Annotated in this window: 21 protein-coding genes; 4 read left to right on the top strand and 17 right to left on the bottom strand. The window is 65.8% G+C overall.

Features of this window, described 5'->3' with window-relative positions; all coding sequences use genetic code 11:
* Positions 1-12: 12 nt before the first annotated feature.
* On the bottom strand, positions 13-1,338 hold the full coding sequence (locus V3C33_19725; GenBank protein ID XAS67614.1) for an L-fuconate dehydratase: 1,326 nt from the start codon (positions 1,336-1,338) through the stop codon (positions 13-15).
* 189 nt (positions 1,339-1,527) lie between these two features.
* On the opposite strand from V3C33_19725, the gene V3C33_19720 reads away from it, so the two are divergent.
* Positions 1,528-2,412, top strand: a complete 885-nt coding sequence (locus tag V3C33_19720) for a fumarylacetoacetate hydrolase family protein (protein XAS67613.1) — start codon at positions 1,528-1,530, stop codon at positions 2,410-2,412.
* Complete coding sequence (locus V3C33_19715; protein XAS67612.1) at positions 2,409-3,146, top strand: SDR family oxidoreductase; 738 nt, start codon at positions 2,409-2,411, stop codon at positions 3,144-3,146. The genes V3C33_19720 and V3C33_19715 overlap by 4 nt, the downstream gene beginning before the upstream one ends.
* Positions 3,147-3,236: 90 nt before the next feature.
* Here the strand turns inward: V3C33_19715 and V3C33_19710 are convergent, their stop codons facing one another.
* From V3C33_19710 to dacB, 14 genes are all read right to left on the bottom strand, one after another.
* A complete protein-coding gene (locus V3C33_19710; GenBank protein XAS67611.1) occupies positions 3,237-4,166 on the bottom strand; it encodes a pantoate--beta-alanine ligase in 930 nt (309 codons plus the stop codon).
* Position 4,167: 1 nt separating this feature from the next.
* Complete coding sequence (locus tag V3C33_19705; GenBank protein XAS67610.1) at positions 4,168-5,118, bottom strand: DUF2520 domain-containing protein; 951 nt, start codon at positions 5,116-5,118, stop codon at positions 4,168-4,170.
* Positions 5,111-6,667, bottom strand: a complete 1,557-nt coding sequence (locus V3C33_19700) for a PH domain-containing protein (protein ID XAS69805.1) — start codon at positions 6,665-6,667, stop codon at positions 5,111-5,113. Before V3C33_19700 ends, V3C33_19705 begins: the two co-directional genes overlap by 8 nt.
* 65 nt (positions 6,668-6,732) lie before the next feature.
* A complete protein-coding gene (locus tag V3C33_19695) occupies positions 6,733-7,245 on the bottom strand; it encodes a PH domain-containing protein (protein ID XAS67609.1) in 513 nt (170 codons plus the stop codon).
* Positions 7,226-7,759, bottom strand: a complete 534-nt coding sequence (locus V3C33_19690) for a DUF3180 domain-containing protein (protein ID XAS67608.1) — start codon at positions 7,757-7,759, stop codon at positions 7,226-7,228. Before V3C33_19690 ends, V3C33_19695 begins: the two co-directional genes overlap by 20 nt.
* Before the next feature lie 3 nt (positions 7,760-7,762).
* The gene (gene folK / locus V3C33_19685; GenBank protein XAS67607.1) at positions 7,763-8,302 is read right to left on the bottom strand and encodes a 2-amino-4-hydroxy-6-hydroxymethyldihydropteridine diphosphokinase; all 540 of its coding nucleotides are present in this window, start codon (positions 8,300-8,302) and stop codon (positions 7,763-7,765) included.
* Positions 8,299-8,658, bottom strand: a complete 360-nt coding sequence (gene folB, locus V3C33_19680) for a dihydroneopterin aldolase (protein XAS67606.1) — start codon at positions 8,656-8,658, stop codon at positions 8,299-8,301. Before folB ends, folK begins: the two co-directional genes overlap by 4 nt.
* Positions 8,659-8,671: 13 nt before the next feature.
* Positions 8,672-9,592 carry a dihydropteroate synthase gene (gene folP, locus V3C33_19675; GenBank protein ID XAS67605.1) on the bottom strand — a complete coding sequence of 307 codons (921 nt, stop codon included), beginning with the start codon at positions 9,590-9,592 and terminating at the stop codon, positions 8,672-8,674.
* A 10-nt stretch (positions 9,593-9,602) separates the two neighbouring features.
* Entirely contained in the window at positions 9,603-10,247 is a 645-nt protein-coding gene (folE, locus tag V3C33_19670; protein ID XAS67604.1) for a GTP cyclohydrolase I FolE, read from the bottom strand.
* A gap of 9 nt (positions 10,248-10,256) precedes the next feature.
* Positions 10,257-12,323, bottom strand: coding sequence for an ATP-dependent zinc metalloprotease FtsH (gene ftsH, locus V3C33_19665; protein ID XAS67603.1), 2,067 nt, complete (start codon positions 12,321-12,323; stop codon positions 10,257-10,259).
* 389 nt (positions 12,324-12,712) lie between these two features.
* The gene (gene hpt / locus V3C33_19660; GenBank protein ID XAS67602.1) at positions 12,713-13,264 is read right to left on the bottom strand and encodes a hypoxanthine phosphoribosyltransferase; all 552 of its coding nucleotides are present in this window, start codon (positions 13,262-13,264) and stop codon (positions 12,713-12,715) included.
* A gap of 32 nt (positions 13,265-13,296) precedes the next feature.
* Positions 13,297-14,358: a tRNA lysidine(34) synthetase TilS gene (gene tilS / locus V3C33_19655; protein XAS67601.1), complete on the bottom strand. Its 1,062-nt coding sequence runs from the start codon at positions 14,356-14,358 to the stop codon at positions 13,297-13,299.
* A gap of 140 nt (positions 14,359-14,498) precedes the next feature.
* Entirely contained in the window at positions 14,499-15,632 is a 1,134-nt protein-coding gene (locus V3C33_19650) for a zinc-dependent metalloprotease (protein XAS67600.1), read from the bottom strand.
* 145 nt (positions 15,633-15,777) lie between these two features.
* Complete coding sequence (dacB, locus tag V3C33_19645) at positions 15,778-17,349, bottom strand: D-alanyl-D-alanine carboxypeptidase/D-alanyl-D-alanine-endopeptidase (GenBank protein ID XAS67599.1); 1,572 nt, start codon at positions 17,347-17,349, stop codon at positions 15,778-15,780.
* A gap of 139 nt (positions 17,350-17,488) precedes the next feature.
* Between dacB and V3C33_19640 the strand changes: the two genes are divergently transcribed.
* Together V3C33_19640 and V3C33_19635 are read left to right on the top strand one after the other, a co-directional pair.
* Positions 17,489-17,977, top strand: coding sequence for an inorganic diphosphatase (locus tag V3C33_19640; protein XAS67598.1), 489 nt, complete (start codon positions 17,489-17,491; stop codon positions 17,975-17,977).
* A gap of 234 nt (positions 17,978-18,211) precedes the next feature.
* Entirely contained in the window at positions 18,212-18,811 is a 600-nt protein-coding gene (locus tag V3C33_19635; GenBank protein XAS67597.1) for a hypothetical protein, read from the top strand.
* A gap of 15 nt (positions 18,812-18,826) precedes the next feature.
* On the opposite strand, the gene V3C33_19630 is transcribed toward V3C33_19635, so the two are convergent.
* Together V3C33_19630 and V3C33_19625 are read right to left on the bottom strand one after the other, a co-directional pair.
* Positions 18,827-19,672, bottom strand: coding sequence for an HAD family hydrolase (locus tag V3C33_19630; protein XAS67596.1), 846 nt, complete (start codon positions 19,670-19,672; stop codon positions 18,827-18,829).
* Positions 19,673-19,877: 205 nt separating this feature from the next.
* The gene (locus V3C33_19625) at positions 19,878-20,891 is read right to left on the bottom strand and encodes a hypothetical protein (GenBank protein ID XAS67595.1); all 1,014 of its coding nucleotides are present in this window, start codon (positions 20,889-20,891) and stop codon (positions 19,878-19,880) included.
* Positions 20,892-20,951: the final 60 nt, after the last annotated feature.

Genomic DNA, 20,951 nt, shown 5'->3' with positions numbered 1-20,951 from the left:
ATTAACAGGAAATCAGTGCTGGCTTATGAGGGGGTGGGCTGTCCCGGCCCAGACAGGGCCATCGGGAAAGCTGTAGTCGGCGAGCGTCTTCTGGAGCATTTCGGTGCCCGCTCCGGGGGCATCGGGCGGCCAGTAGCAGCCGTCGTGGACGTCCACCGGCGTCACGAAGTGTTCGTGCAGATGGTCAACAAACTCGATCAGACGGCCCTCCTTCTCACCCGACACGGCCACGAAGTCGAACATGGACAGGTGCTGGACGGCCTCGCACAGGCCCACGCCGCCGGCGTGCGGACACACCCGGACACCGAACTTGGCCGCCAGTAGCAGGATCGCGATGTTCTCGTTCACACCGGCCACCCTGGCTGCGTCAATCTGCAGGACCTGGAGTGCCCCTGCCTGAAGCATCTGCTTGAACACCACCCGGTTCTGGACGTGCTCACCCGTGGCCACCGGGATCGGCGCCACGGCACGGGCAATGGCCGCATGGCCCAGAACGTCATCGGGGCTGGTGGGCTCCTCGATCCAGGCGATGTCATACGGCGCCAGGTGTGCCATCCATTCGATGGCTTCAGGCACGTCCCAGCGCTGGTTGGCGTCCAGGGCGATCCCGATGTCCGGGCCCACGGCCTCGCGAGCCATACGGACACGCCGGATGTCCTCCTCCAGTGAGGCACCGACCTTAAGTTTGATCTGTGTGAAACCGTCGGCGACGGCTTCCCTGGCCAGCCGGACCAGTTTCTCGTCGCTGTATCCAAGCCATCCCGGCGTCGTGGTGTATCCCGGGTAGCCCGCGGCGAGGAGCCCGGCGCGTCGTACAGACCTGCCGGGCACCGCACGGCGGAGTATGTCCAGCGCTTCCTCCGGTGTCAGCGCGTCGCTGAGGTACCGGAAATCCACCAGGGCCACGATGTCCTCAGGACTCATTGCGGCCAGCAGCTCCCACAGCGGGACACCAGCGCGCTTCGCCTTGAGGTCCCAAAGGGCATTCACGACGGCGCCGATCGCCATGTGCATGACACCTTTTTCGGGGCCAAGCCAGCGGAGCTGGGAATCGTGAACGAGCATCTTCCAAGTGGCGCCCATGTCACCCAGCAGCTCCTCCACGTGGCGCCCCCGGATGTGGTCCGTCAGGGCGTTGATCGCCGCGGCTTCCACCTCGTTGCCTCGTCCGATGGTGAACACGAAGCCGTGGCCCTCGTGGCCGTCGGCGGCGTCCGTGCGGATGATCAGGTAGGCCGCCGAGTAATCCGGGTCCGGGTTCATGGCATCGGAACCGTCGAGTTCCAGGGAGGTGGGGAAGCGGATGTCAAAGATATCCACAGCGGTAATGACGCTCATGATGCTCCTAGCTTCGCAGTGCACCCTTAGGACGCTGTGATAGCGGACCCGGCAACACTGCACTCTGGCGATTCTGGCTCTGCGATCAGAATAAACATCCGATCTTTATCTTGTCAAGAGGTCACTTTTGCCCGGATTGAGGATAATATGAACTGAAAGTTCGGATGTTAGAACTGTGACGGAGGAGAAATGAACGTGAAATTTGCGCGTCTGGGCGCCGCTGGCGAGGAACGGCCGGTTGTCATGACCCACGAGGTCGGTGGCGTCGAAAAGTTGTTCAGCCTGGCCCCGCTGACTCGGGACATCGACGGAAGATTCCTCGCCAGTGGCGGAATAGCCCGCACTCGTGCGGCCTTGAACGCCGGAAGCCTCCCCACGGTTTCCGGGGACGGCGTCCGCATCGGTTCCCCCGTTGCCCGCCCCGGCGCCGTGGTGTGCATCGGCATGAACTACGCCGCCCATGCTGCAGAATCCGGCGCCGAGCCGCCCACCATCCCCGTGGTTTTCCTCAAGCCCTCCAACACTGTCAGCGGTCCGTTCGATCCAGCACCCATCCCCCCGCTGGCAGAGAAGTACGACTGGGAGGTGGAGCTCGGCATCGTGATCGGCAAGGAAGCCACGTATCTCCCCAGTACCGAAGAGGCTGCAGAATGCATTGCCGGCTATGTCCTGGCCAACGATCTTTCCGAGCGCGACTACCAGTTGCCAGGCGCTGCCGGCCAATGGACCAAGGGCAAGTCGCTGCCGGCCTCCACCCCGTTGGGACCGTGGCTGGTTCCGGCGGACGAGCTTGACGCCGAAAAACTCCGCCTGCGGTCCTGGGTCAACGGTGACGCCCGTCAGGATTCCAACACGGCGGACCTGATTTTCGACGCCGCCGCTGTGGTGCACCATGTCAGCCAGTACATGCTGCTGGAGCCGGGTGACGTCATTCTTACCGGAACACCCGAAGGCGTCGCGCTCTCGGGTCGCTTCCCGTACATCCAGCCCGGCGACGTCGTTGAACTCGAAATCGAAGGGCTCGGCCGACAGCGCCAGGAGTTCTACCGCGCACACGGAAAGGATTCCCAATGACGAAGGAATTTGACGGCCTCGTCGCCATCGTCACGGGCGGAGCCTCCGGCATCGGAGCAGCCGTCGCGGACCGTCTCGCCGCCGGCGGCGCCCACGTGGCCGTCCTGGACCTGAACCCGGACGGCAGCCCGCACTTCGGTGTCGGATGCAATGTCGCCGACGACGCCTCGGTGCGGGCCGCCGTCGGGACCGTCGCCACCCGCTTCGGCCGCCTGGACATTCTGATCAACAATGCGGGCATCGGCGCCCAGGGCGACATCACCGCGAACGACGACGACGAATGGGCCCGCGTCCTGGACGTCAACGTGGTGGGAATCGCCAGGGTGAGCCGTGCCGCGCTTCCACACCTGCGGCAGTCACCTGCCGCAGCCATCGTCAACATGTGCTCCATCGCCGCAACCGCCGGATTGCCGCAGCGCGCCCTGTATTCGGCATCAAAGGGTGCTGTGCTTTCCCTGACGCTCGCGATGGCAGCCGACCACATCAGGGAAGGAATCCGGGTGAACTGCGTCAACCCCGGAACAGTGGACACCCCCTGGGTGGCCCGGATTCTGGACTCCTCCGCCGACCCCTCGGCCGAACGCGCCGCCCTCAACGCCCGCCAGCCACACGGCCGGCTTATCACCGCCGGGGAGGTCGCCGGCGCCGTAGCCTACCTGGCCAGCCCGCTCTCCGGCTCGACGTCGGGCACCTCATTGGCGGTCGACGGCGGAATGCAAGGTTTGCGCCTCTGACAGCCCACGCTGCGCGACAAATAGACGCCGGCCAGGGCGTTTGTGGACCGGCCGCATCTCAGGCCATCGCGCGCACACGACCGCCGGACGTCAGGAATTGAGCGGCACGTTGTCGATCAGGCGGACCGGGCCCACCTTGGCCGCGATAAGGGCCAGGCCTTCGCCGCGGAACGGGGTGTCCCGGCAATTCTCGGCCAGCGGCTCGAGTGTCCGCGGATCCACCACGTCGAAGTAGTCCAGCTGCACAAGCGGCTGGGACTCCACCATGGCCTGGGCGGACTCCAGGTCCAGCGGTTCGTGGGCATTGGCTCGGTCCTCGATCAGGTTCAGGGCACGGGAAAGCACCAGGGCGGCTTCGCGCTCGTCATCGGAGAGGAATCGGTTGCGGCTCGACAGCGCCAGGCCCTCGGCTGAGCGGACCGTGGGCACTGCCACGATCTCCACCGGGAAGTTCAGGTCCGCCACCATCCGCTTCACGAGCGTCAGTTGCTGGGCGTCCTTCTGGCCGAAGTAGGCGCGGTAGGCGGGAAGTCCCGCGCTGCTGCCGGACACAAATGCCCCCGCTGCCGGCAAGCCCGCACCGGGAATCCCGTAGTGGAGCAGTTTGGCCACCACAGTCAGCGCGCCGTCGAAGTGGCCTGGGCGGGAGGCGCCTTCCCACTTGTTGGCCAACGGTCCGGCGGTCACCCGCACCATGGGCTCACCACCGGGATAGACCTCCTCCACGGACGGCGCGAACACCAGGTCCACGCCCTCGGCTTCCAGCAGCGCCAGGTCCGCATCCAAAGTCCTCGGATAGCGCTCCAGATCCACGGCCTCGCCGAACTGCAGCGGATTCACAAAAATGGTGGCCACCACCACGTCGCTCTGTTCGACGGCGGCGCGCGCCAGCCGGGCGTGCCCCTCGTGCAGTGCGCCCATGGTGGGAACCAGGCCCTGTGATGCGCCCTGTTTTTCCGTGAGCAGCCGGGCACTTTCTGCCCGGAGCCCTGCCGCGGTAGTCACCAGTTTGATCGCCATGTCAGTGTCCTTCCGGGGCACGGGGTCCGTCGCCGCGTACCGCGTCGCCGTCTTCCGCGTCCCCATCCGGGCCGGCCAGCGCCTTGCGGATCCCGTCCAGCTGGTCCGGCTTCAACAGTCCGCGGCCTTCCGCCCGCCGGGCCGTGGCGCGTGCCATTGCCAGGTACGCCGCCAAAACATCGCCATCCCCGCCGCCGTCGTGCTCCCGCAGCGCCTCGGCATGCGCGGCCACGGTGCCCACATCGCCGCGGGCCACCGGTCCGGTCAGGGCGGATTCGCCGGAAGCGAGCGCGTTCTCCAGCGTGGCGCGCAGGAGCGGACCGAGCATCCGTTCGGGGGCATCGACGCCCACCACGCGAAGGAGTTCCGACGCCTGCGCCACGAGGGTGACCAGGTGGTTCGAGCCGTGGGCCAGGGCCGCGTGATAGAGCGTCCGGTCCGCTTCAGCGATGGCCACCGGCTCGGCGCCCATCTCCACCACCAGCGCCTGGGCGATGGGCAACATGGCGGCGTCCGCCGTGACACCGAACGTACAGTCCAGCAGCCTGGTGAGGTCCAGGCTCATGCCCGTGAAGGTCATGGCCGGGTGCAAGGCCAGCGGGATGGCACCCGCGGCGCGGACGGGGTGCAGAATGCCCACACCGAACCGGCCCGACGTATGTGCCACGAGCTGTCCCGGCTGCCAGGCGCCCAGTTTGGCGAGGCCTTCCACGAGGCCGCCCAGGGCGTCGTCCGGGACGGCAAGAAGCACCAGCTCAGCGCGCTCCACGATGTCCTGCACATCCAGTACCGGCACTCCGGGGAGCAACGTTTCGGCCCGTTCGCGGCTTGCTTCCGACACAGCGGAAACCCCGACGACGGCGTGCTCAGCCGCGCGCAAGGCCGCACCCAGGACGACGCCCACTTTGCCGGCGCCAATGATTCCGATGCCCAGGCGTCCGGGTTTACTCACGATGCTGGCCTTCCTGCATTTCGACTTCTGGCGATGGAACGGGTCCCTGGTGATCGGTTTCGACAGGCTCCACCACCGGCGGAACAGGCTCAACCACCGGCGCTTGTTCTACTACCCGGGCCAGCCATTGCTCGCTGGTCTGTCGTTTGCGGGCGGCACGGGCCCGGGAGGATTGCTCGTCGAACAGCACCCTGGCCTCATCCACGCCTGCCTGGATCAGCCGCGGCGTAACCGGCCCGGCTGTTGTATGCAGGACAAGGTCCACCACCCGGAAGCGGCGTGCCAGCGGTCCCTGCTGGAGCGCCATCGACTGTGTGCGCTGATGCGGCACCACCACCAGCTGCCGCCACCAGCGTCCGGAACGGATCAGCAGCGCGGTGCCTGTGGCCGCATAGCCGTTGCGGCGCCAGCCCAGCGGCGCGAGCAGACGGCCGCGGCGCGGAGTGGTGATAAAACCGCCGTCCCGCTCTTCCCCCGACACGACCCGCCCCGACGTACCGGCCAGTCCGCTGAGCCCGGCAGAAAACACGCGTCCGGGCTCGGGCGTTCCCGGATCCGGCAGGACCAGGGACAGCATGCTCATGACGTCGGCAAGCTTCCCCACGGGCAACAGCGTGGTCCGCGACGACGCCTCACCGTTGCTCCCGGCACCGCCGTAGCCCGCGACGTTGACCTGCATCCGGTACCAGCCGAAGATCCGCCATAGCGGCGGTTGGGCCACTTTGAGGGCCTGGATCCGGCCCGGCGGCAGCGTCTGGGCCTGGGTGTCAAGGAGCCCGTAGCGCAGGCGGATGCCGTCCGGCGAAATGGCTGCCGTGAAGTTGTAGCCCTTGTTGAATGAGCCCCAATAGGCCGCGGCCAGGCCAAGGACCGCGGGAATCAGGTAGAAGTAGAAGCCGCGGTTTTCAGTAACGGAGGAGAGGACCACGGAGGCGACGCCGCCCAGCACCACAAAAAAGCTTTGCTCGCTCAGCAGGAGCGAACCGACAAGGCGCGACGGCGGGACGGACAGCACCGCGTGTTCGGGCGCCTCGGGCGCGGCTTCTTCGGGACGGGTGGGGTCAAGCGTCACACCGGCAGCCCGGGCGAGAATGGTGGCGCGGAGCTGCTTTGCGTCGCCCATCTTCAGGTAGGCCAGCCGCACGGCTGATTCGCCGGCGTCAGCCACCTCGAACTTGAGTTCAGCGAGCCCGAAAATCCTGGCCAGCAGCGGCTGCACAATGTCGATCGCCTGCACGCGGTCCAGTCTCGCCTGCCGCTGCTGTTTGAACAGGAACCCGCTGTTGACGCGGACGTAGCCTTCCGCCACTTGGTAACGGGTGAAGTACCACGTCATGATGAAGCCCAGAACAGCCAGCACCAGCACAATTCCGCCGGCGGCCAGGAGCAAGGGCGCTCTGCCGGCGAAGTTGTCGTCCATCAGCGGGCGTCCTTGGAGCAGACGCTCGACAGTGTCCCGTCCGAAGAAGAACCCGATGGCGGCGATCGCCACCCAGCCCCGCACAAAGGGCGACGCCGGGTGCACGCGCAGCCATTCGCCGTCGCGCATTCCCGGAACTGAAGGCGCCCCGGGAACGGACGGAACCCCCGGTACAGACGTGGGACCGCCTGCGGTCACAGCCCGGCCAACCTTGCTTCGCCGCGGGCCGAGAGCTGCTCACGAAGCCGCGCGCCCTCACCGGCAGGCAGCCCGGGAATCAGGGCGTTGGTTCCGGCGGAGGCGGTGTGGAGCTTGAGGGTGCACAGGCCAAGTCCGCGTTCCACCGGCCCCACTCCGATGTCCACGTACTGCATGCGTCCGTACGGAACCGCCATGGTGCGCTGGAAGAAGATGCCGGTGCGGATGAGGAGGTCGTCGTCGCGCTCGGCGTAACCGATGGCGCGGACCTGGCGCGGAATCAGGACCAGGCGCCAGAGCGCCAGCAGCAGCATAAACGCCGGGACGGCGACGGCCAGCCACAGCGGGGGCCATTCCCACCAGCCGAGCAGGACAGACACCAGCGGAAGGCACAGGACCGCCACCACGACGAGATTCGCAAACGCCCACTCCACCAGGCGGACCGTCACGTATCTGGGTGAGACCCGCAGCCAGGTGATGCCCGGCGGGTCAATCGCCTCGGTAGGCATATTCGCCTTCCCCCTTGGTCTCGCCGCGTGCTCCCCGGCCGTGAATTCCCTGCCCCGGATCGGCGTCGCCGTCTTCCGGGGGAATCTTGCAAAAGCGCTCAACAAGCAGTCCCACCACAATCATGACCAGACCGCCACCCACCATGGCAAGGGCAAGCCAGGTGATGCCCTGGTTGCTCCGCAGGCTCCAGATGCGCAGCTGGTCCAGGAAAATACCCGCATGCCAGCCCAACAGAACCGTGCCGGCGTACGCGCACGCCTGGGCAAGGACAAGTGTCCGGGCCGCGAGGATCGGATCGAGGGCGGTCTTCTTTTTGGTGCTGTTCCGCCACCGCAGCACCCGGATGCCGAGCACCAGGGTGACGGCAACGATCACGCCCACACTGGCCAGGGCAGTGGCCGGCAGAACAGGGGTGGCCACGCCGTAACGGCTGGTCAGCACCGTGGCGAACCAGCCCGCGACAGTGACGATCAGGCCGATCAGCAGCAGACGGAGCGGATTGATGGGCTTCATGGGCTACTCAACCGACCCGGCCGTGGGGACGCCGTCGAAGTCTCCGAAACCGTCAAAAGGCGCAAGGTCCGCGAAGTCCGGTGCTTTGACGGCCAGCTCGCTCACGCGTTCGCCAATGAGCATTGCCCCCGGCTCGATCATGGACCACGGGTACAGCACAAAGGCACGCCCGGCCGCGCGGGGATGCGGCAGCGTGAGGGCGGGGTCATCGCTGGTGATGTTGCCGTAAACAATGATGTCGACGTCGAGCGTCCGCGGCCCCCAGCGGACCTCACGGACCCGGAGGTGCTTGTTTTCTACCGACTGGCAGTGCCTGAGCAGGTCCAGCGGCGGCAGCGACGTCTCGACGGTAATGACCATGTTCAGGAAGTCCGGCTGGCCAACTGGCCCGCCCACTGCTTTGGTCTGCACCACCGGCGAAACGGCCAGCAGCCGGATTTCCGGCAGGTCAACCAGATCGGCCACGGCAACGGAAAGGGTGTCGTTCCGCTCCCCCAGATTGCTCCCCAAGGCAAGGACGGCCCTGGTGTAGCCGGCGGTCATGTCCGCTCCCGGTACACGCTGACGGCTACGTCACCGAACGGCACCTCGATGGGTGCCTTGGGCTTGTGGACGGTGATCTCCACGGCCTGGATCCGGAATTCCTTCAGGAGATCCTCCGCGATCCGGACAGCCAGCCCCTCGATCAGGTTCAAGGGATCGCCCGTGATCCAGGCCTTGATGCGCTCGGCCACCTCGCCGTAATGGGCGGTGTCCCGGACGTCGTCCGAGGCCGCCGCTTTGGCGAAATCCAGGTGCAGGACGGCGTCAACAATGAAGGGCTGGCCATCCCGGCGTTCGAAATCGAACACCCCGTGATTGCCGACGGCGGTAACACCGGTCAGCGTGATCCTGTCCATCGTGGCTTCCTGCTTAGTGGTTGGGGCGGCTGATGGCCACCCGCGCGGCGACCTTGACTGCGTCAAGGCTGGGGACGACGTCGTGCACGCGCACCGCCCAGGCACCGCGGAAGGCGCTGATGGACGTCACGGCCGCAGTGGCATGATCGCGCTCCTCAGGGGCGGCGGCCTTGCCGGCTTCGGTGAGGAGGCTGCCGAGGAAACGCTTGCGGGATGCACCCACGAGGATTTTGTGGCCCAGGGATTCGAGCTGGTCCAGGTTCTGCAGCATTTCCCAGTTCTGCTCGTCCGTCTTGGAGAAACCCAGGCCCGGGTCCACGATGATCTGTTCCTGCGTCACGCCGGCCGCGTACAACTTGTCCCGGACACCTGCGAGCTCGGCCACAACGTCCCCGGCCACATCGCCGTACTCAGTAAGGGAATCCATGGTGTTGGCGTCGCCCCGGCGGTGCGTGAGGACGTAGGGCACCTTGCTGCGGGCCACGAGCTCGGCCATGTCCGGTTCGATGCTCAGGCCGGAGATGTCGTTGATGATGGCGGCGCCGGCATCCAGCGCCGCGGCGGCCGTGGAGGTGTGCATGGTGTCGATGCTGACCAGCGCGCCCGCCTTGACCAGTGCTTGGATCACCGGCAGAACACGCCGCTGCTCTTCCTCCGGGGTGACGGCATCGGCGTTGGGGCGGGTGGATTCGCCGCCGACGTCGATGATGTCGGCGCCTGCGTAGAACATCCGCAGGCCGGCAGCGATGGCGGTGTCCGCCGTCGCGTGCTTGCCGCCGTCGCTGAAGGAATCCGGTGTGACGTTCAGGATTCCCATCACCAGCGTGCGGTCCGAGGGAAGGTCTTCAAACGTGGCCGCCTGCCGCGGTTTGCGGAGAATGGGCAGCGGCGATGTTGCGGGGCCGGTTCCTGGGGCTGCAGCTAGGGAGTCCATAGTCTGTTCATTACCTTCCGAGTATGAGGCTCATGGCTTCGGCACGGGTGGCCGGGTCATGAAGTTGCCCGCGTACCGCGCTGGTGACGGTCTTGGCGCCGGGCTTGCGGATGCCGCGCATGGACATGCACATGTGTTCACATTCGACGACAACAATCGCGCCGCGAGGCTTGAGATACGTGACCATTGCCTCGACGATCTGGGTGGTCAGTCGCTCCTGCACCTGAGGGCGGCGGGCGTAGATGTCCACCAGACGTGCCAGTTTGCTGAGGCCCGTCACTTTCCCCTCGTGCGAAGGGATGTAGCCGACGTGCGCAACCCCATGGAAGGGCACCAGATGGTGCTCACAGGTGGAGTAGAACGGGATGTCCTTCACCAGCACCAGCTCCTCGTGGTCCAGGTCAAAGGTGGTGGACAGGACGTCCGCCGCGTTCTGATGGAGACCGGCAAAGACCTCGGCATAGGCCTTGGCAACCCGCTTGGGGGTGTCCTGGAGGCCGCCGCGGTCCGGGTCTTCGCCGATGGCCAGCAGGATTTCACGCACTGCGGCTTCAATCCGCGGGCGGTCAACCTTATGGTGCGGATGCCGCGCAGAGCCGCCCTCAGTCGGGTGCCCGGCGGTGGCGGAAGCGTCGTCGTCGTCGAAATGAGTCACAGAGAAAGCTTAGCCGTGGAGGCCGTCGGTGCCGGCCCCGGTGGTTCCGCCCTGGAACGAGCTGTCGCCCGGCACACCCTGAGGGTGCGGCGGCTGGGCATCCAGCGGTTCCTCGAGGCGCGCTTCCTTTGCTTCTTCCTGGGCTTCGCGTTCCGACTTCTCGAGACGCGACTCAACGGGTCCGGCCTGCTGGACCGGGCGGGATTCCTTGGAGAGCCATACTTCGCGGAAATCGCGCTTGCGGATGTCCGTGAAGATGTGCGCGATCTCGGCCTGGTTCAGGGTTTCACGCTCCAGGAGCTCAAGGGCCAGCTGGTCCAGGACATCGCGGTTTTCGATGAGGATGGCGTAGGCCTCGTCATGCGCCTGGTCGATCAGGCGGCGTACTTCCTCATCCACGATGTACGCGATCTGGTCCGAGTAGTTGCGCTCATGGCTGGCATCTCGGCCCAGGAACGGCTCGCCGCCGCCCTGGCCGAGACGCACTGCGCCCACACGCTCGCTCATGCCGTATTCGGTGACCATCTTGCGGGCCGTCGACGTGGCCTTCTCGATGTCGTTGGAGGCGCCGGTCGACGGATCGTGGAACACGATCTCCTCTGCAACCCGGCCGCCCATGGCGTAGGCCATCTGGTCCAAAAGCTCGTTACGGGTAATGGAATATTTGTCGCTCTCCGGGACCACCATGGTGTAGCCCAGGGCGCGGCCGCGGGGCAAGATGGTGATCTTAGTGACCGGAGCGGAGTTCCGCAGTGCGGCGGCCACCAGGGCGTGGCCACCCTCGTGGTACGCCGTGATTTTGCGCTCGTGTTCCTTCATCACGCGGCTGCGCTTCTGCGGGCCGGCCATGACGCGGTCAATGGCTTCATCGAGGGCGCGGTCATCGATCAGGTTCGCGTTGGAGCGGGCCGTCAGCAGCGCGGCCTCGTTCAGCACGTTGGCGAGGTCAGCACCCGTGTAGCCCGGGGTCTTTTTGGCCACGGCCTTGAGGTCGACGCCCGGTGCCATCGGCTTGCCCTGGGCGTGGACCTGGAGGATCTGGTCGCGGCCGATGAGGTCCGGGGCTTCGACGGAAATCTGGCGGTCAAAACGGCCCGGGCGCAGCAGCGCGGGGTCCAGGACGTCAGGGCGGTTGGTGGCGGCGATCAGGATGACGTTGGTCTTGACGTCAAAGCCGTCCATCTCAACCAGGAGCTGGTTGAGGGTCTGCTCGCGTTCGTCGTTGCCGCCACCGATCCCGGCACCGCGGTGACGGCCGACAGCATCGATCTCGTCCACGAAGATGATGGCGGGCGAGTTGGCCTTGGCCTGCTCGAAGAGGTCGCGGACGCGCGAGGCACCCACACCGACGAACATTTCCACGAAGTCGGAGCCGGAGATGGAGAAGAAAGGCACGCTGGCCTCGCCGGCAACGGCGCGGGCCAGGAGGGTCTTGCCGGTTCCGGGAGGGCCGTACAGCAGCACACCCTTGGGGATCTTGGCGCCTACAGCCTGGAACTTGGCCGGCTCCTGGAGGAATTCCTTGATCTCCTGGAGCTCTTCGACGGCTTCGTCGGCGCCGGCGACGTCGCTGAACGTCACCTGCGGCATGTCCTTGTTGACCAGCTTGGCCTTGGACTTGCCGAACTGCATTATCTTGGAGCCACCACCCTGCATACGGGTCATCAGGAACCAGAACAAGGCGCCCAGCAGGATGACGGGAATCAGGAGAGACAGCAGACCGGAGAACCAGTTGCTTTCGATCGGCTGGTCCGTGAAGCCCTTGGATGGCTTGGCGTCGGTGACAGCCTTGACCACGTCCGGGCCGCGGTCAGTGACAAAGAAGAACTGGACGTTCTTGCCCTTGTCCTGGCCATCGATGACCAGGTTGTCCTTCAGCACGAGATCCACGCGGTTCTCGCCGTCGAAGATCTTGGCCTGTTCCACCTTGCCGCTGTCGGCGAGGAGCTCCAGGCCTGGCTGGGTGTCGATCCGTGTGGCGCCACCGGGGGCCAGCGTTGCAAAAGCCAGCAGGAGCATGCCCACCACAATGATGATCCAGATGCCCGGGCCCTTGAAGAAACTCTTAGCTTTCATCTGATCGGGGGCTGGCCCCGTCCCTCCTGGTAGTGCTGCACGGCGCTTGATCGGCGCGCGTGTGGTGTTGCGTCAGCTTCTAGCTATACACCGTTCGGAGTAATTCACGCACGGTGAAGCCCAAAAGTTCCCTCTGGGCGTAGTGGTTCCGGGAGCTGCTGCGGGGTGCGGCGGGTGCCAGCCGGTGCCAGCCGGTGCCAGGTGCAAGTTTGGCGGCATATTTGCACCGCTTCAGCCGGCCGGCCTGTCCATCCCCTTGGTATCCCGGACCACGTTTAACCAGACCGCGCCGCCGTCAGCCATGGTTTTCCAAGGTTCGACGGCGGCGCAGTCTGCTAAGCAGGGCCTGAAACAGTGCGGAACCGCACCGGGAGAGGGGAGGTGCGGAGTTACTCGTAAACGTGCGGCGCCAGGGTGCCCACGAAGTCCAGGTTGCGGTACTTCTCCGCGTAGTCCAGGCCGTAGCCGACCACGAATTCATTGGGGATGTCGTAGCCGACGTACTTGACGTCGATCTTCACCTTGGCGGCGGTGGGCTTGCGGAAGGCCGTGCAGATTTCCACAGATGCGGTGCCGCGGGATTCCAGGTTGGTCTTCAGCCAGGAAAGGGTGAGGCCGGAATCGATGATGTCCTCAACGATCAGCACGTCCTTGCCCATCAGGTCCGTATCGAGGTCCTTGAGGATCCGGACAACGCCGGAGGACTGGGTGCCGGAGCCGTACGAGGAAACAGCCATCCAGTCCATGGAAACGTGGCTGTGGAGGGCCCGCGCGAGGTCTGCCATCACCATGACGGCGCCCTTGAGCACGCCCACAATGAGGAGGTCGCGGCCTTCGTAGTCTTTGTCGATCTGGGCAGCGAGCTCGGTAATCCGCTCCTGGATCTGCTCTTTGGTGTAGAGAACGTGCTTGAGATCTGCCTGGACGTCGTTTGAATCCACCAATGGCTCCTGTGTAGATGCGGGGGGTGCGACTATTTTTGGGGCGGTTTTTGAGACCGGAATACTAGCTTCCCACAGCGGGCGCCTTCACGGGGAACGCCTGTGCCCGCATCCTGCGCAGATGCCTGCCGATGGTCCCGGTCTTCAGCGAGCAGCTGCGCCAGCGACAGCCGGTACACACTCACCCCGCCAGGCAGCTGAACGGGACCCGCCGAGCCCTGCCGCCGCAGCAACGCTTCCGCCGCCAGAAGGCGCCGGTAGCCGGGTTGTTGACCCCCGACGTCGGCCGCTGCCTTTGCGATCACCCGGAACCTGATGGCCGGCGCCAGTTCGCCCAACGCCGCCTCGGGCAGGCTGACGTCCGGTCCGGAACGGTCCACGAGGGCAGTGAACGTGTGGTTCGCCACGTCCTCGAGATAGTCGGCGTCCAGCTGCAGGATTGACGCTGTGCGCGCCAGGGACTCCGCTACACCAGGGCCGAGCTTTTCCTCCAGCAGCGGAAGGACCTCCACCCGTGTCCGCGAGCGCGCAAAGGCGGGATCCGCGTTGCTGGGATCGTGCCACGGATCGAGGTCCTCAACGTCGCAGATTTCCAGGGTATCGGCACGGCGCAGGCCAAGAAACGGGCGCAGCAGCCGGCCCCGGGAAGGGCGCATCCCGGCGAGGGACCGGGTGCCGGAGCCCCGGGCCAGCCCCAGCAGCACCTGCTCGGCCTGGTCGTCGAGGGTGTGTCCCAGGAGGACAGCCCCGGCATCGGTTTCCAAGGCCACGGATTCGAGCGCCGCGTGGCGTGCCCCCCTGGCAGCCGCTTCCGGTCCCGCCCCCGTGGAGGCAACGTCCACGGTCCGGATCACCACCGGACTCAGGCCGAGGTCCTTCAGAACAGACGCCGTCCTGGCGGCAACCTCGGCGGACCCAGGCTGCAGTTGATGGTCAACCACCACAGCGCCCACGGTCACCTGGTGCCCGTCAACGTTCCCGCGCCGGGCAAAGTAGGCAGCCACTGAAGCCAGGGCCAGCGAGTCGGGACCGCCACTGCACGCCACCAGTACACGTTCCGGGTACCCGGCCTGGGCCAGGGCGTCCTGCAACATGTTCCGCGCCTTGCCAACGACGGGAGCCAAGCGGCCGGGCCGCCGTCGTCCGCTCTTTGCGGAGCCGCTGCCCGCAGCACCGCTGCCCGCAGCACCGCTTGATGCCGCAGGCGGACGGGAAGGAAGTTCCGGCACGGAGGCTAGAGCCCCATCCGGTCCAGCCACAGCTTGGCGTCGTGGATCTCGGGTTCTGTGGGGAGGTGTTCGGCGGATTCCCAGACCCGGTTGAACCCCTCCATGCCGGCAACGGCCACTACGGCGCGGACGAATTTGGCACCGTCGCTGTACTGGCGCATTTTGGCGTCGAGGCCCAGCAGATTGCGGATGAACTTCTCCAGCACACCGCGGTCCTTGCCGCGGGCGTTGAAGCGCTGCCGGATGGTCTTGACGGACGGGACGATGCCTTCATCAACGGCGTCCATCACCACATTGGCATGGCCTTCCAGCAGGCTCATCACGGCGGTCAGGCGGGACAGTGAGGCCTTCTCCTCCGGATTCTGAAGCAGATCCAGGATGGCGCCACGGCCCGGCGTGTTGCCGGTGGCGCTGCGGTCCTTGAGGGATTTGGCGGCGGCGGAGGCCCGCTCCATGAGGGAATCGACGTTGCCCAGGAGGTGCACGCTGAGGTTGTCGATCTCGTCCAGCATGTGGTGCCGGAGCCACGGCGCGGCAGCGAACTGGACCCGGTGAGTCTGTTCGTGCAGGCAGACCCAGAGGCGGAAATCCTCCGGAGCCACTTTGAGCTCGCGCTCCACCGCAAGAATGTTGGGTGCCACGAGCAGCAGGCGGCCGCCAGCGGGTGCGTTGGAGCCCTCGGCGAGCGCGGCGAAGGGATCGTACTGGCCCAGGACCTTGCTGGATAGGAAAGCGAGCACGGCGCCCAGCTGGCTGCCGGTGATGGCGCCGCTTACACTGGCCGCTCCGGGACTTATGGTGCCCCGGCGGCTTTCGAGCATCTTTTCAATGGCAGGCTTGAGCATCACTGCGAAACTCTGGGTATTGGCCTTGGCCCACGACGCACGGTCCACCACCAGCACGGACGAATCGCGGAGATCCCGGGCTGCCTCCAGTCCGGTGATGTGATGGACGTGCGGCACGGAAATGTCCGCCATGCGGCGCAGGCTGTCCACGGCCGCCCCGATTTCGGCTGCGCCCAGCGAGGGCCCGGCGGGAGCCAGCCGGGCAGCGGTGGAGGCCGCCAAGTCCCAGTTGATCAGAGCTGGGGCCGGGGCCGGCGACGCCGGTACTGATGATTCGTGCGCAGATGACTCCATACTCTCCATCAGATCACAACAGGCCTGTGATCTGCCCTTAAGTTCGCTGACTGGCGAACTGCAAGTCCGCCTGGCACGGGCCCGTTGCTGCGGAAGCCAACGCCCCCGCAGCGGCGTCGTCCAAGCCCAGCCAGACCGACCAGCCCTAGCGGCAGCCGCAGGAAGCAAGGGCCGACGCCGATCGGTCCAGCGCCACCTTGTTCCCGCCGGCGCCGGATGTCAGACCGTTGCCGATGAACGAGAACACCAGCAGCCGCCCGTCTGCGTCCACCACATAACCACTCAGCGCAATCACCGAATTCAGCGTGCCGGTTTTTGCGCGGACCAACCCGGCCCCGCGGGCTGTGGAGCTGTCCGCGTAACGGTCATCAAGGGTGCCCGTCAGCCCTGCCACGGGAAACCCTGCCAGGGCGGCCCGGAGCCTGGTATCCGGTCCCGAGGTGATGGCCCGCACCACTTCCGAGAACTGACGTGGGGACACCTGGTTGGCGAGGGTAAGTCCGGAAACGTCGGCCACACGCATGGAGTCCGTGGGGATACCAAGCTCGGTCAGCTGCTTCAGCACCGCGGCCGTGGCGCCTTCGTTGCTGGCTGGCTGGCCGGCAGCCACCGCGGACATCCTGCCCAGCACTTCAGCAAGGTAATTGTCAGAGGTCTGCAGCATCAGGTCCACCTGCTGGCTCACCGTGGCCGACTGCACCTCGGCCAGGACTGCGGGTTCGCCGGCGGCGTGCCCGCCCGTGGCCGCTTCTCCGCCGGCAGCTTTCCCCTTGGCGGGCTCGCCGGAAGCAGGGCCGCCGTCGGCTGTCTCACCGTCAGCCTGCCTGCCCTCAAAACGCGCGACGCCGGGTGCAACAGTCAGCCCCGCAGCGGCACCCGCCGTTTCCAGCTGGGCAGCGAACGCCTTTGCGGCGGTCATGGCTGAGTCCTGCGGGCGCGGGCCCGTGGTTTTCAAAGGATCGAACCGTGCCGAGTTAAGCGCCAGGGGGAACAACGGAGCCGTTTCGCCGGCCGCCACGTCCTCCAGACTCCAGGCGGGGTTGAGCGAAGCACCGCTGAAGAGGGAGTCGTCCACCACCACGGAGATCTCGCCGGTGACTCCCTTCTTCTTCAGGGACCGCACGGTCAAGGCAGCCAGCGTGGCGAGACCGGCGTGGCCCATCACGTGGTCCGGCGACGATTCGCCTGCCCCGAGCAGGACATCGCCGCTGCCGGTGAGGACCACAGAATCCGCAGCAGGCCCCGCAAGTACCCTGGTGCTGAACCGCTTCTCCGGGCCGATGGCGCGCAATGCCGCCACAGCCGTAAGCAGCTTCATGTTGGACGCAGGAATACGGCTGTTTGCCGCGCCCCGGTCAAAGAGCACCTGCCCTGTGATGGCATCCTGGACCACGCCCGTAAACGTCCCGGCACCGCTGGTCTTGAGCGTTTCATCGAGCTGGGCCGCCACCGCATCCGGCCATGGCACTGCCGCCGAATCACTGAGCTGCGTGATTCCCTGCGGTACGGACAGATCCAGCGGAGTCCTCTGCCAGACGGGGGCGGCAGCTTCACCTGCCCCTGCGGGCTGGTTAGGGCCGGTAAAGGCCGGGGCGATCATCATGCCCGCCGGAATGGCCAGAGCCACCAGCACGAGCGTCAGCAGCGCCATTGGCCAAACCCGCCGCAGCGCCGTGATTGCCTGCGTGCCGCCTGCTGCGCTGATGATGCGGTTCATGCTGCTGCTGGTCCTTTAGTCCTTGAAATGTCCCCACTAGTTCATGAAACCTGGGCCTCTCGCTATATCCTCAATAGTAGTCGGCGGCACAGCCCCTATTCGAGCGTGCCGCGAACACCCTGAAGTCGAGGAGCATTCCATGAAGCACGACGTCACCATCGAGATCCCCAAGGGATCACGCGTCAAGTACGAAGTCGACCACGAAACCGGCCGCGTCCGCCTGGACCGCGTCCTCTTCACCTCCATGCAGTACCCCACGCACTACGGTTTCTTCGAGAACACCCTGGGCGAGGACGGCGATCCGCTGGACGCACTGGTGCTCCTGCAGGATTTCGATCTGCACCCCGGTGTAATCGTTGAATCCCGCCCCATCGGTGTCTTCAACATGACGGACGACGGCGGCGGCGACGCCAAAGTCCTCTGTGTTCCGGTTGATGCCCGCTTTGACCACATCCAGGAAATCTCGGATGTCAGCGAATTTCTGATCAAGGAAATCGAGCACTTCTTCACCCGTTACAAGGACCTTGAGCCGGGCAAATGGGTCAAGGCTGAAGGCTGGGGCGACCGCGCCGCAGCCGAGACCGAGCTTGAAGCCTCCATCAAGCGCTATGTTCCGGCGGCCCACTAGCCTGGAGCCCGCAAGGCTCCCGGAGGCGGTTTAGCCTCCAACAGCTGCGACGGCGGTTGGTGCAGTTTGATTCAAACTGCTCCAACCGCCGTCGTGCATTAAGTGCCGCCGCGACTCGTGAGATGACACCGTCCGTCTGACATCGGGCGCCTCCACTCGCCGTCTTGAGCTCCGTTACGTCGCTGGGCCCGGCCTCTTGCCTGCGCTCAGCCAACGGGTAGTCTTTGATCCACAATGTTCACGCTGACCATCAATCAAACGGACAGCCGGCGCGACGGCGACTGCGTCCCACAGCTGCTGAAAGACCTGCGGCACATACCCGCGCGCCTCGACTTCGACCGCTCGGTGGAGGACGAGGTCCAGGGCATTCTGGACTGTCCGCACCAGGCTGTGGAAGCCGCCATGATCGCGCTCCGCTGCGGCAGATGGTTTGTGGGAATTGGTGTGGGGCCGGTCAACGAGCCGCTGCCGAACCAGATCAAGGATGCCTCCGGGCACGGGCTGATTTATGCGCGCAGGGCCGTGGACCGCCTGCGCAACGGCAAGGACCGCGTCCCGGTGGCCGTCGAAGGTCCGCTGGCCGATCTTGCTGGCGAAGCCGAGACGGTATTGAGGCTGCTGGGCCATATTGTCCGCGACCGGAGCCAGGCCGAATGGCGGGTCCTGGACCTCATGACGCCGGGGGTGCGCGGCCAGCAGAAAGCTGTCGCCGAGGAACTCGGAATCACCACGCAGGCCGTCAGCAAAGCCGTGGCCCGGTCACAGTGGAACGAGGAACACGCGGCCCGCCCCGCAGCTGCCCGGCTGCTCTCGCTGATTCTGGAAGTCCGCTAAGACCTGCTGCCTGCGTTACAGGAGGCTGCGGAGCACGTGCGCGGCGCCGTCGTCGTAAACGGAGTGGGTGACCTCATTCGCGGCGGCGATCACTTCCTCCGGGGCCTGGCCCATGGCAACGCCACGGCCTGCCCAGGTGAGCATCTCGATGTCGTTGCGGCCGTCGCCGATCGCCACCGTGCTGTGCGCCGCAATGTCCAGCCGGCCGCGGAGGTGCTCCAGCGCGCTGGCCTTGGTGACGCCCGCTGCAGCGATGTCCAGCCAGGCCGTCCAGCCCACCGAGTAGGTGACGCCGGCCAGTCCGATGTGCGCGATGGCCTCGTTGAATTCTTCCGGCGTATTCTCTGCGCTGAAGACCACGACACGCACCGCGGTCGCATCAAGCATGGTCTGGAAGTCGACCCCGATCGCCTCAACGCCAAAGCTGGCGTCCTGGAAGCGCTCGGTGGAGAGGAAGTTGCCGTCCTGATCCTCCAGCGCGTACTTGGCGGAGGGCAGGCGTTCGCGCAGTGCACGCAGGGCGGGGCCCGGATCGAAGGTGGCCTTGTGGATGATCTCGTATCCGTCAGCGAGGGCCGGGTCCAGGCGCAGGGTCACGCCGCCGTTGCAGCAGACGGCGTAGCCCCGGTTCATGCCGATCTGTTCGATGACTGGGAGCGTGGCGTTGAGCGAACGGCCGGTGGCAATCATGACCTCGTGGCCCGCGGCAACAACGGCCCGGGCGGCTTCGCGGACAGGAGCGGACATGTGGCCATCGTGGTCCACCAGCGTGCCGTCAACGTCCAGGGCGATCATGAGCTTTTGTTTCGTATTTCGCTGGTCTTCGGTGCCAGCGACTGAGGCTTCGGTCAGTGTAGTCATGTATCCAGTACAGCAGACACCCCCGACACCAGCTAGGACGCAGGCCACAGCGTTCGGTGAACACCGGGTTAATACCCACAGGTTATCCCCGCTGTGAGTATTAACCTTTCCTGGCTCCCCTCGGTTAACGGCAGGTGCACGGCTCCCCCTTTCATAGCTCCTAGGCTTGTTCGGATTTCCTTGCCTTGACCCTTCGGTTTGCGGGTCAGGCGCGGTTTCGGGGAGGCAGCCCGGCGGCGAGGAGCTTGCGCCGGAGCTTTTCAGGGTTGTCGACGTCAGACCAGCCCCACCGCACGAACCCGAACCCCAGGCCGCGGATTCTGTCTTCCCGGAGTTTCTCGCGGTAAAGCACCTGCTCCACCGGAATGTCACCGCGAAGCTCTGCATCCAGGTATTTCCCCTTCCCGTCAAACTCGCCCGCCACGCGTTGCTCAGGCCACCAGAAATCGCCTCGGCCAATGAATCCGTCACCGTCCCTGAAGTCGTGTTGCAGCACCGGCTGTTCGAAACCCAAAAACTCGAAAGCCGCCCGGCTATAGGACTCGCCCACAGACTCCGCCAATGGGCTGGCGAGCGACGCGACGAGGTCCGCGCGCAGCCTCGCGGCGGCAGACGGATGCGCCGATATCGCAGCAGCAACGGAATCGAGGTCCCGGAGCCTGCTCCCCGGAGGCAAGACCCCTTGGTCCCTCAGTTTCCTGGCGACACCGTCGGCCACCACCAGGGCCTGGCTGAGCTTTGCGGAGAACATGATGTCCAGAGCTGTCTGGACCAGCCCGGTGCATCGGAATTCACCCTGGGATGTGGGCTCTATGGATTCTCTCAGGTGGTATCGGAGCGGGTAGCTGCGCTTGTTCCGGATCTCATTGGCCTGCTGATCCCCACCCAATACCAGGAGCGACGGCCTTCGCGTTCCGGACCGTCCGGGCATGGTGGTTGCCAGTTCGACGCATTCTGGCGTGCGCAGCGCGGGCACACCGTTCGCCAAGGCAGCGGTCTCCATGCAAAGCACGGCGCCAGGCACAGACCGGGCAATCGCGGCCGCGGACCAGGCGAAGCGTTCCGAAGGCAGGGCCCGGACCCAGTCCGCGGATGGAATGTAGAACCCGCGCCGGATCCTCACGAGCCTACCGGCCCTGAAATCGCGGTGAATTGAATCCGTGGTGGCCCGCGTCCTGAGGATCGCCGCGGAATCAATCAAGCCGGGTGGGATCTCCATGCGTTCAGCCTGAAGCCCGCAAGCGGAGGCGTTACTGGCCGGACGGGCCCATGTGCACAA

The organism is Micrococcaceae bacterium Sec5.7 (assembly GCA_039636785.1).
GTDB lineage: Bacteria > Actinomycetota > Actinomycetes > Actinomycetales > Micrococcaceae > Arthrobacter.
The sequence above is the reverse complement of the archived record's forward strand: the minus strand, read 5'-3'. Positions and strand labels throughout refer to the sequence as shown.

Bases quoted from the DNA above. Each gene is read 5' to 3' on its own strand.
- V3C33_19625 (XAS67595.1), bottom strand. From the start codon at position 20,891: ATGGAGATCCCACCCGGCTTGATTGATTCCGCGGCGATCCTCAGGACG.
- V3C33_19650 (XAS67600.1), bottom strand. From the start codon at position 15,632: ATGGAGTCATCTGCGCACGAATCATCAGTACCGGCGTCGCCGGCCCCG.
- folK (XAS67607.1), bottom strand. From the start codon at position 8,302: ATGACCGCCGGCTACACCAGGGCCGTCCTTGCCTTGGGGAGCAATCTG.
- V3C33_19720 (XAS67613.1), top strand. From the start codon at position 1,528: ATGAACGTGAAATTTGCGCGTCTGGGCGCCGCTGGCGAGGAACGGCCG.
- ftsH (XAS67603.1), bottom strand. From the start codon at position 12,323: ATGAAAGCTAAGAGTTTCTTCAAGGGCCCGGGCATCTGGATCATCATT.
- V3C33_19695 (XAS67609.1), bottom strand. From the start codon at position 7,245: ATGCCTACCGAGGCGATTGACCCGCCGGGCATCACCTGGCTGCGGGTC.
- V3C33_19640 (XAS67598.1), top strand. From the start codon at position 17,489: ATGAAGCACGACGTCACCATCGAGATCCCCAAGGGATCACGCGTCAAG.
- V3C33_19630 (XAS67596.1), bottom strand. From the start codon at position 19,672: ATGACTACACTGACCGAAGCCTCAGTCGCTGGCACCGAAGACCAGCGA.
- dacB (XAS67599.1), bottom strand. From the start codon at position 17,349: ATGAACCGCATCATCAGCGCAGCAGGCGGCACGCAGGCAATCACGGCG.
- V3C33_19715 (XAS67612.1), top strand. From the start codon at position 2,409: ATGACGAAGGAATTTGACGGCCTCGTCGCCATCGTCACGGGCGGAGCC.
- tilS (XAS67601.1), bottom strand. From the start codon at position 14,358: ATGTTGCAGGACGCCCTGGCCCAGGCCGGGTACCCGGAACGTGTACTG.
- folP (XAS67605.1), bottom strand. From the start codon at position 9,592: ATGGACTCCCTAGCTGCAGCCCCAGGAACCGGCCCCGCAACATCGCCG.
- V3C33_19710 (XAS67611.1), bottom strand. From the start codon at position 4,166: ATGGCGATCAAACTGGTGACTACCGCGGCAGGGCTCCGGGCAGAAAGT.
- V3C33_19690 (XAS67608.1), bottom strand. From the start codon at position 7,759: ATGAAGCCCATCAATCCGCTCCGTCTGCTGCTGATCGGCCTGATCGTC.
- folB (XAS67606.1), bottom strand. From the start codon at position 8,658: ATGGACAGGATCACGCTGACCGGTGTTACCGCCGTCGGCAATCACGGG.
- V3C33_19700 (XAS69805.1), bottom strand. From the start codon at position 6,667: ATGCGCGACGGCGAATGGCTGCGCGTGCACCCGGCGTCGCCCTTTGTG.
- V3C33_19635 (XAS67597.1), top strand. From the start codon at position 18,212: ATGTTCACGCTGACCATCAATCAAACGGACAGCCGGCGCGACGGCGAC.
- V3C33_19725 (XAS67614.1), bottom strand. From the start codon at position 1,338: ATGAGCGTCATTACCGCTGTGGATATCTTTGACATCCGCTTCCCCACC.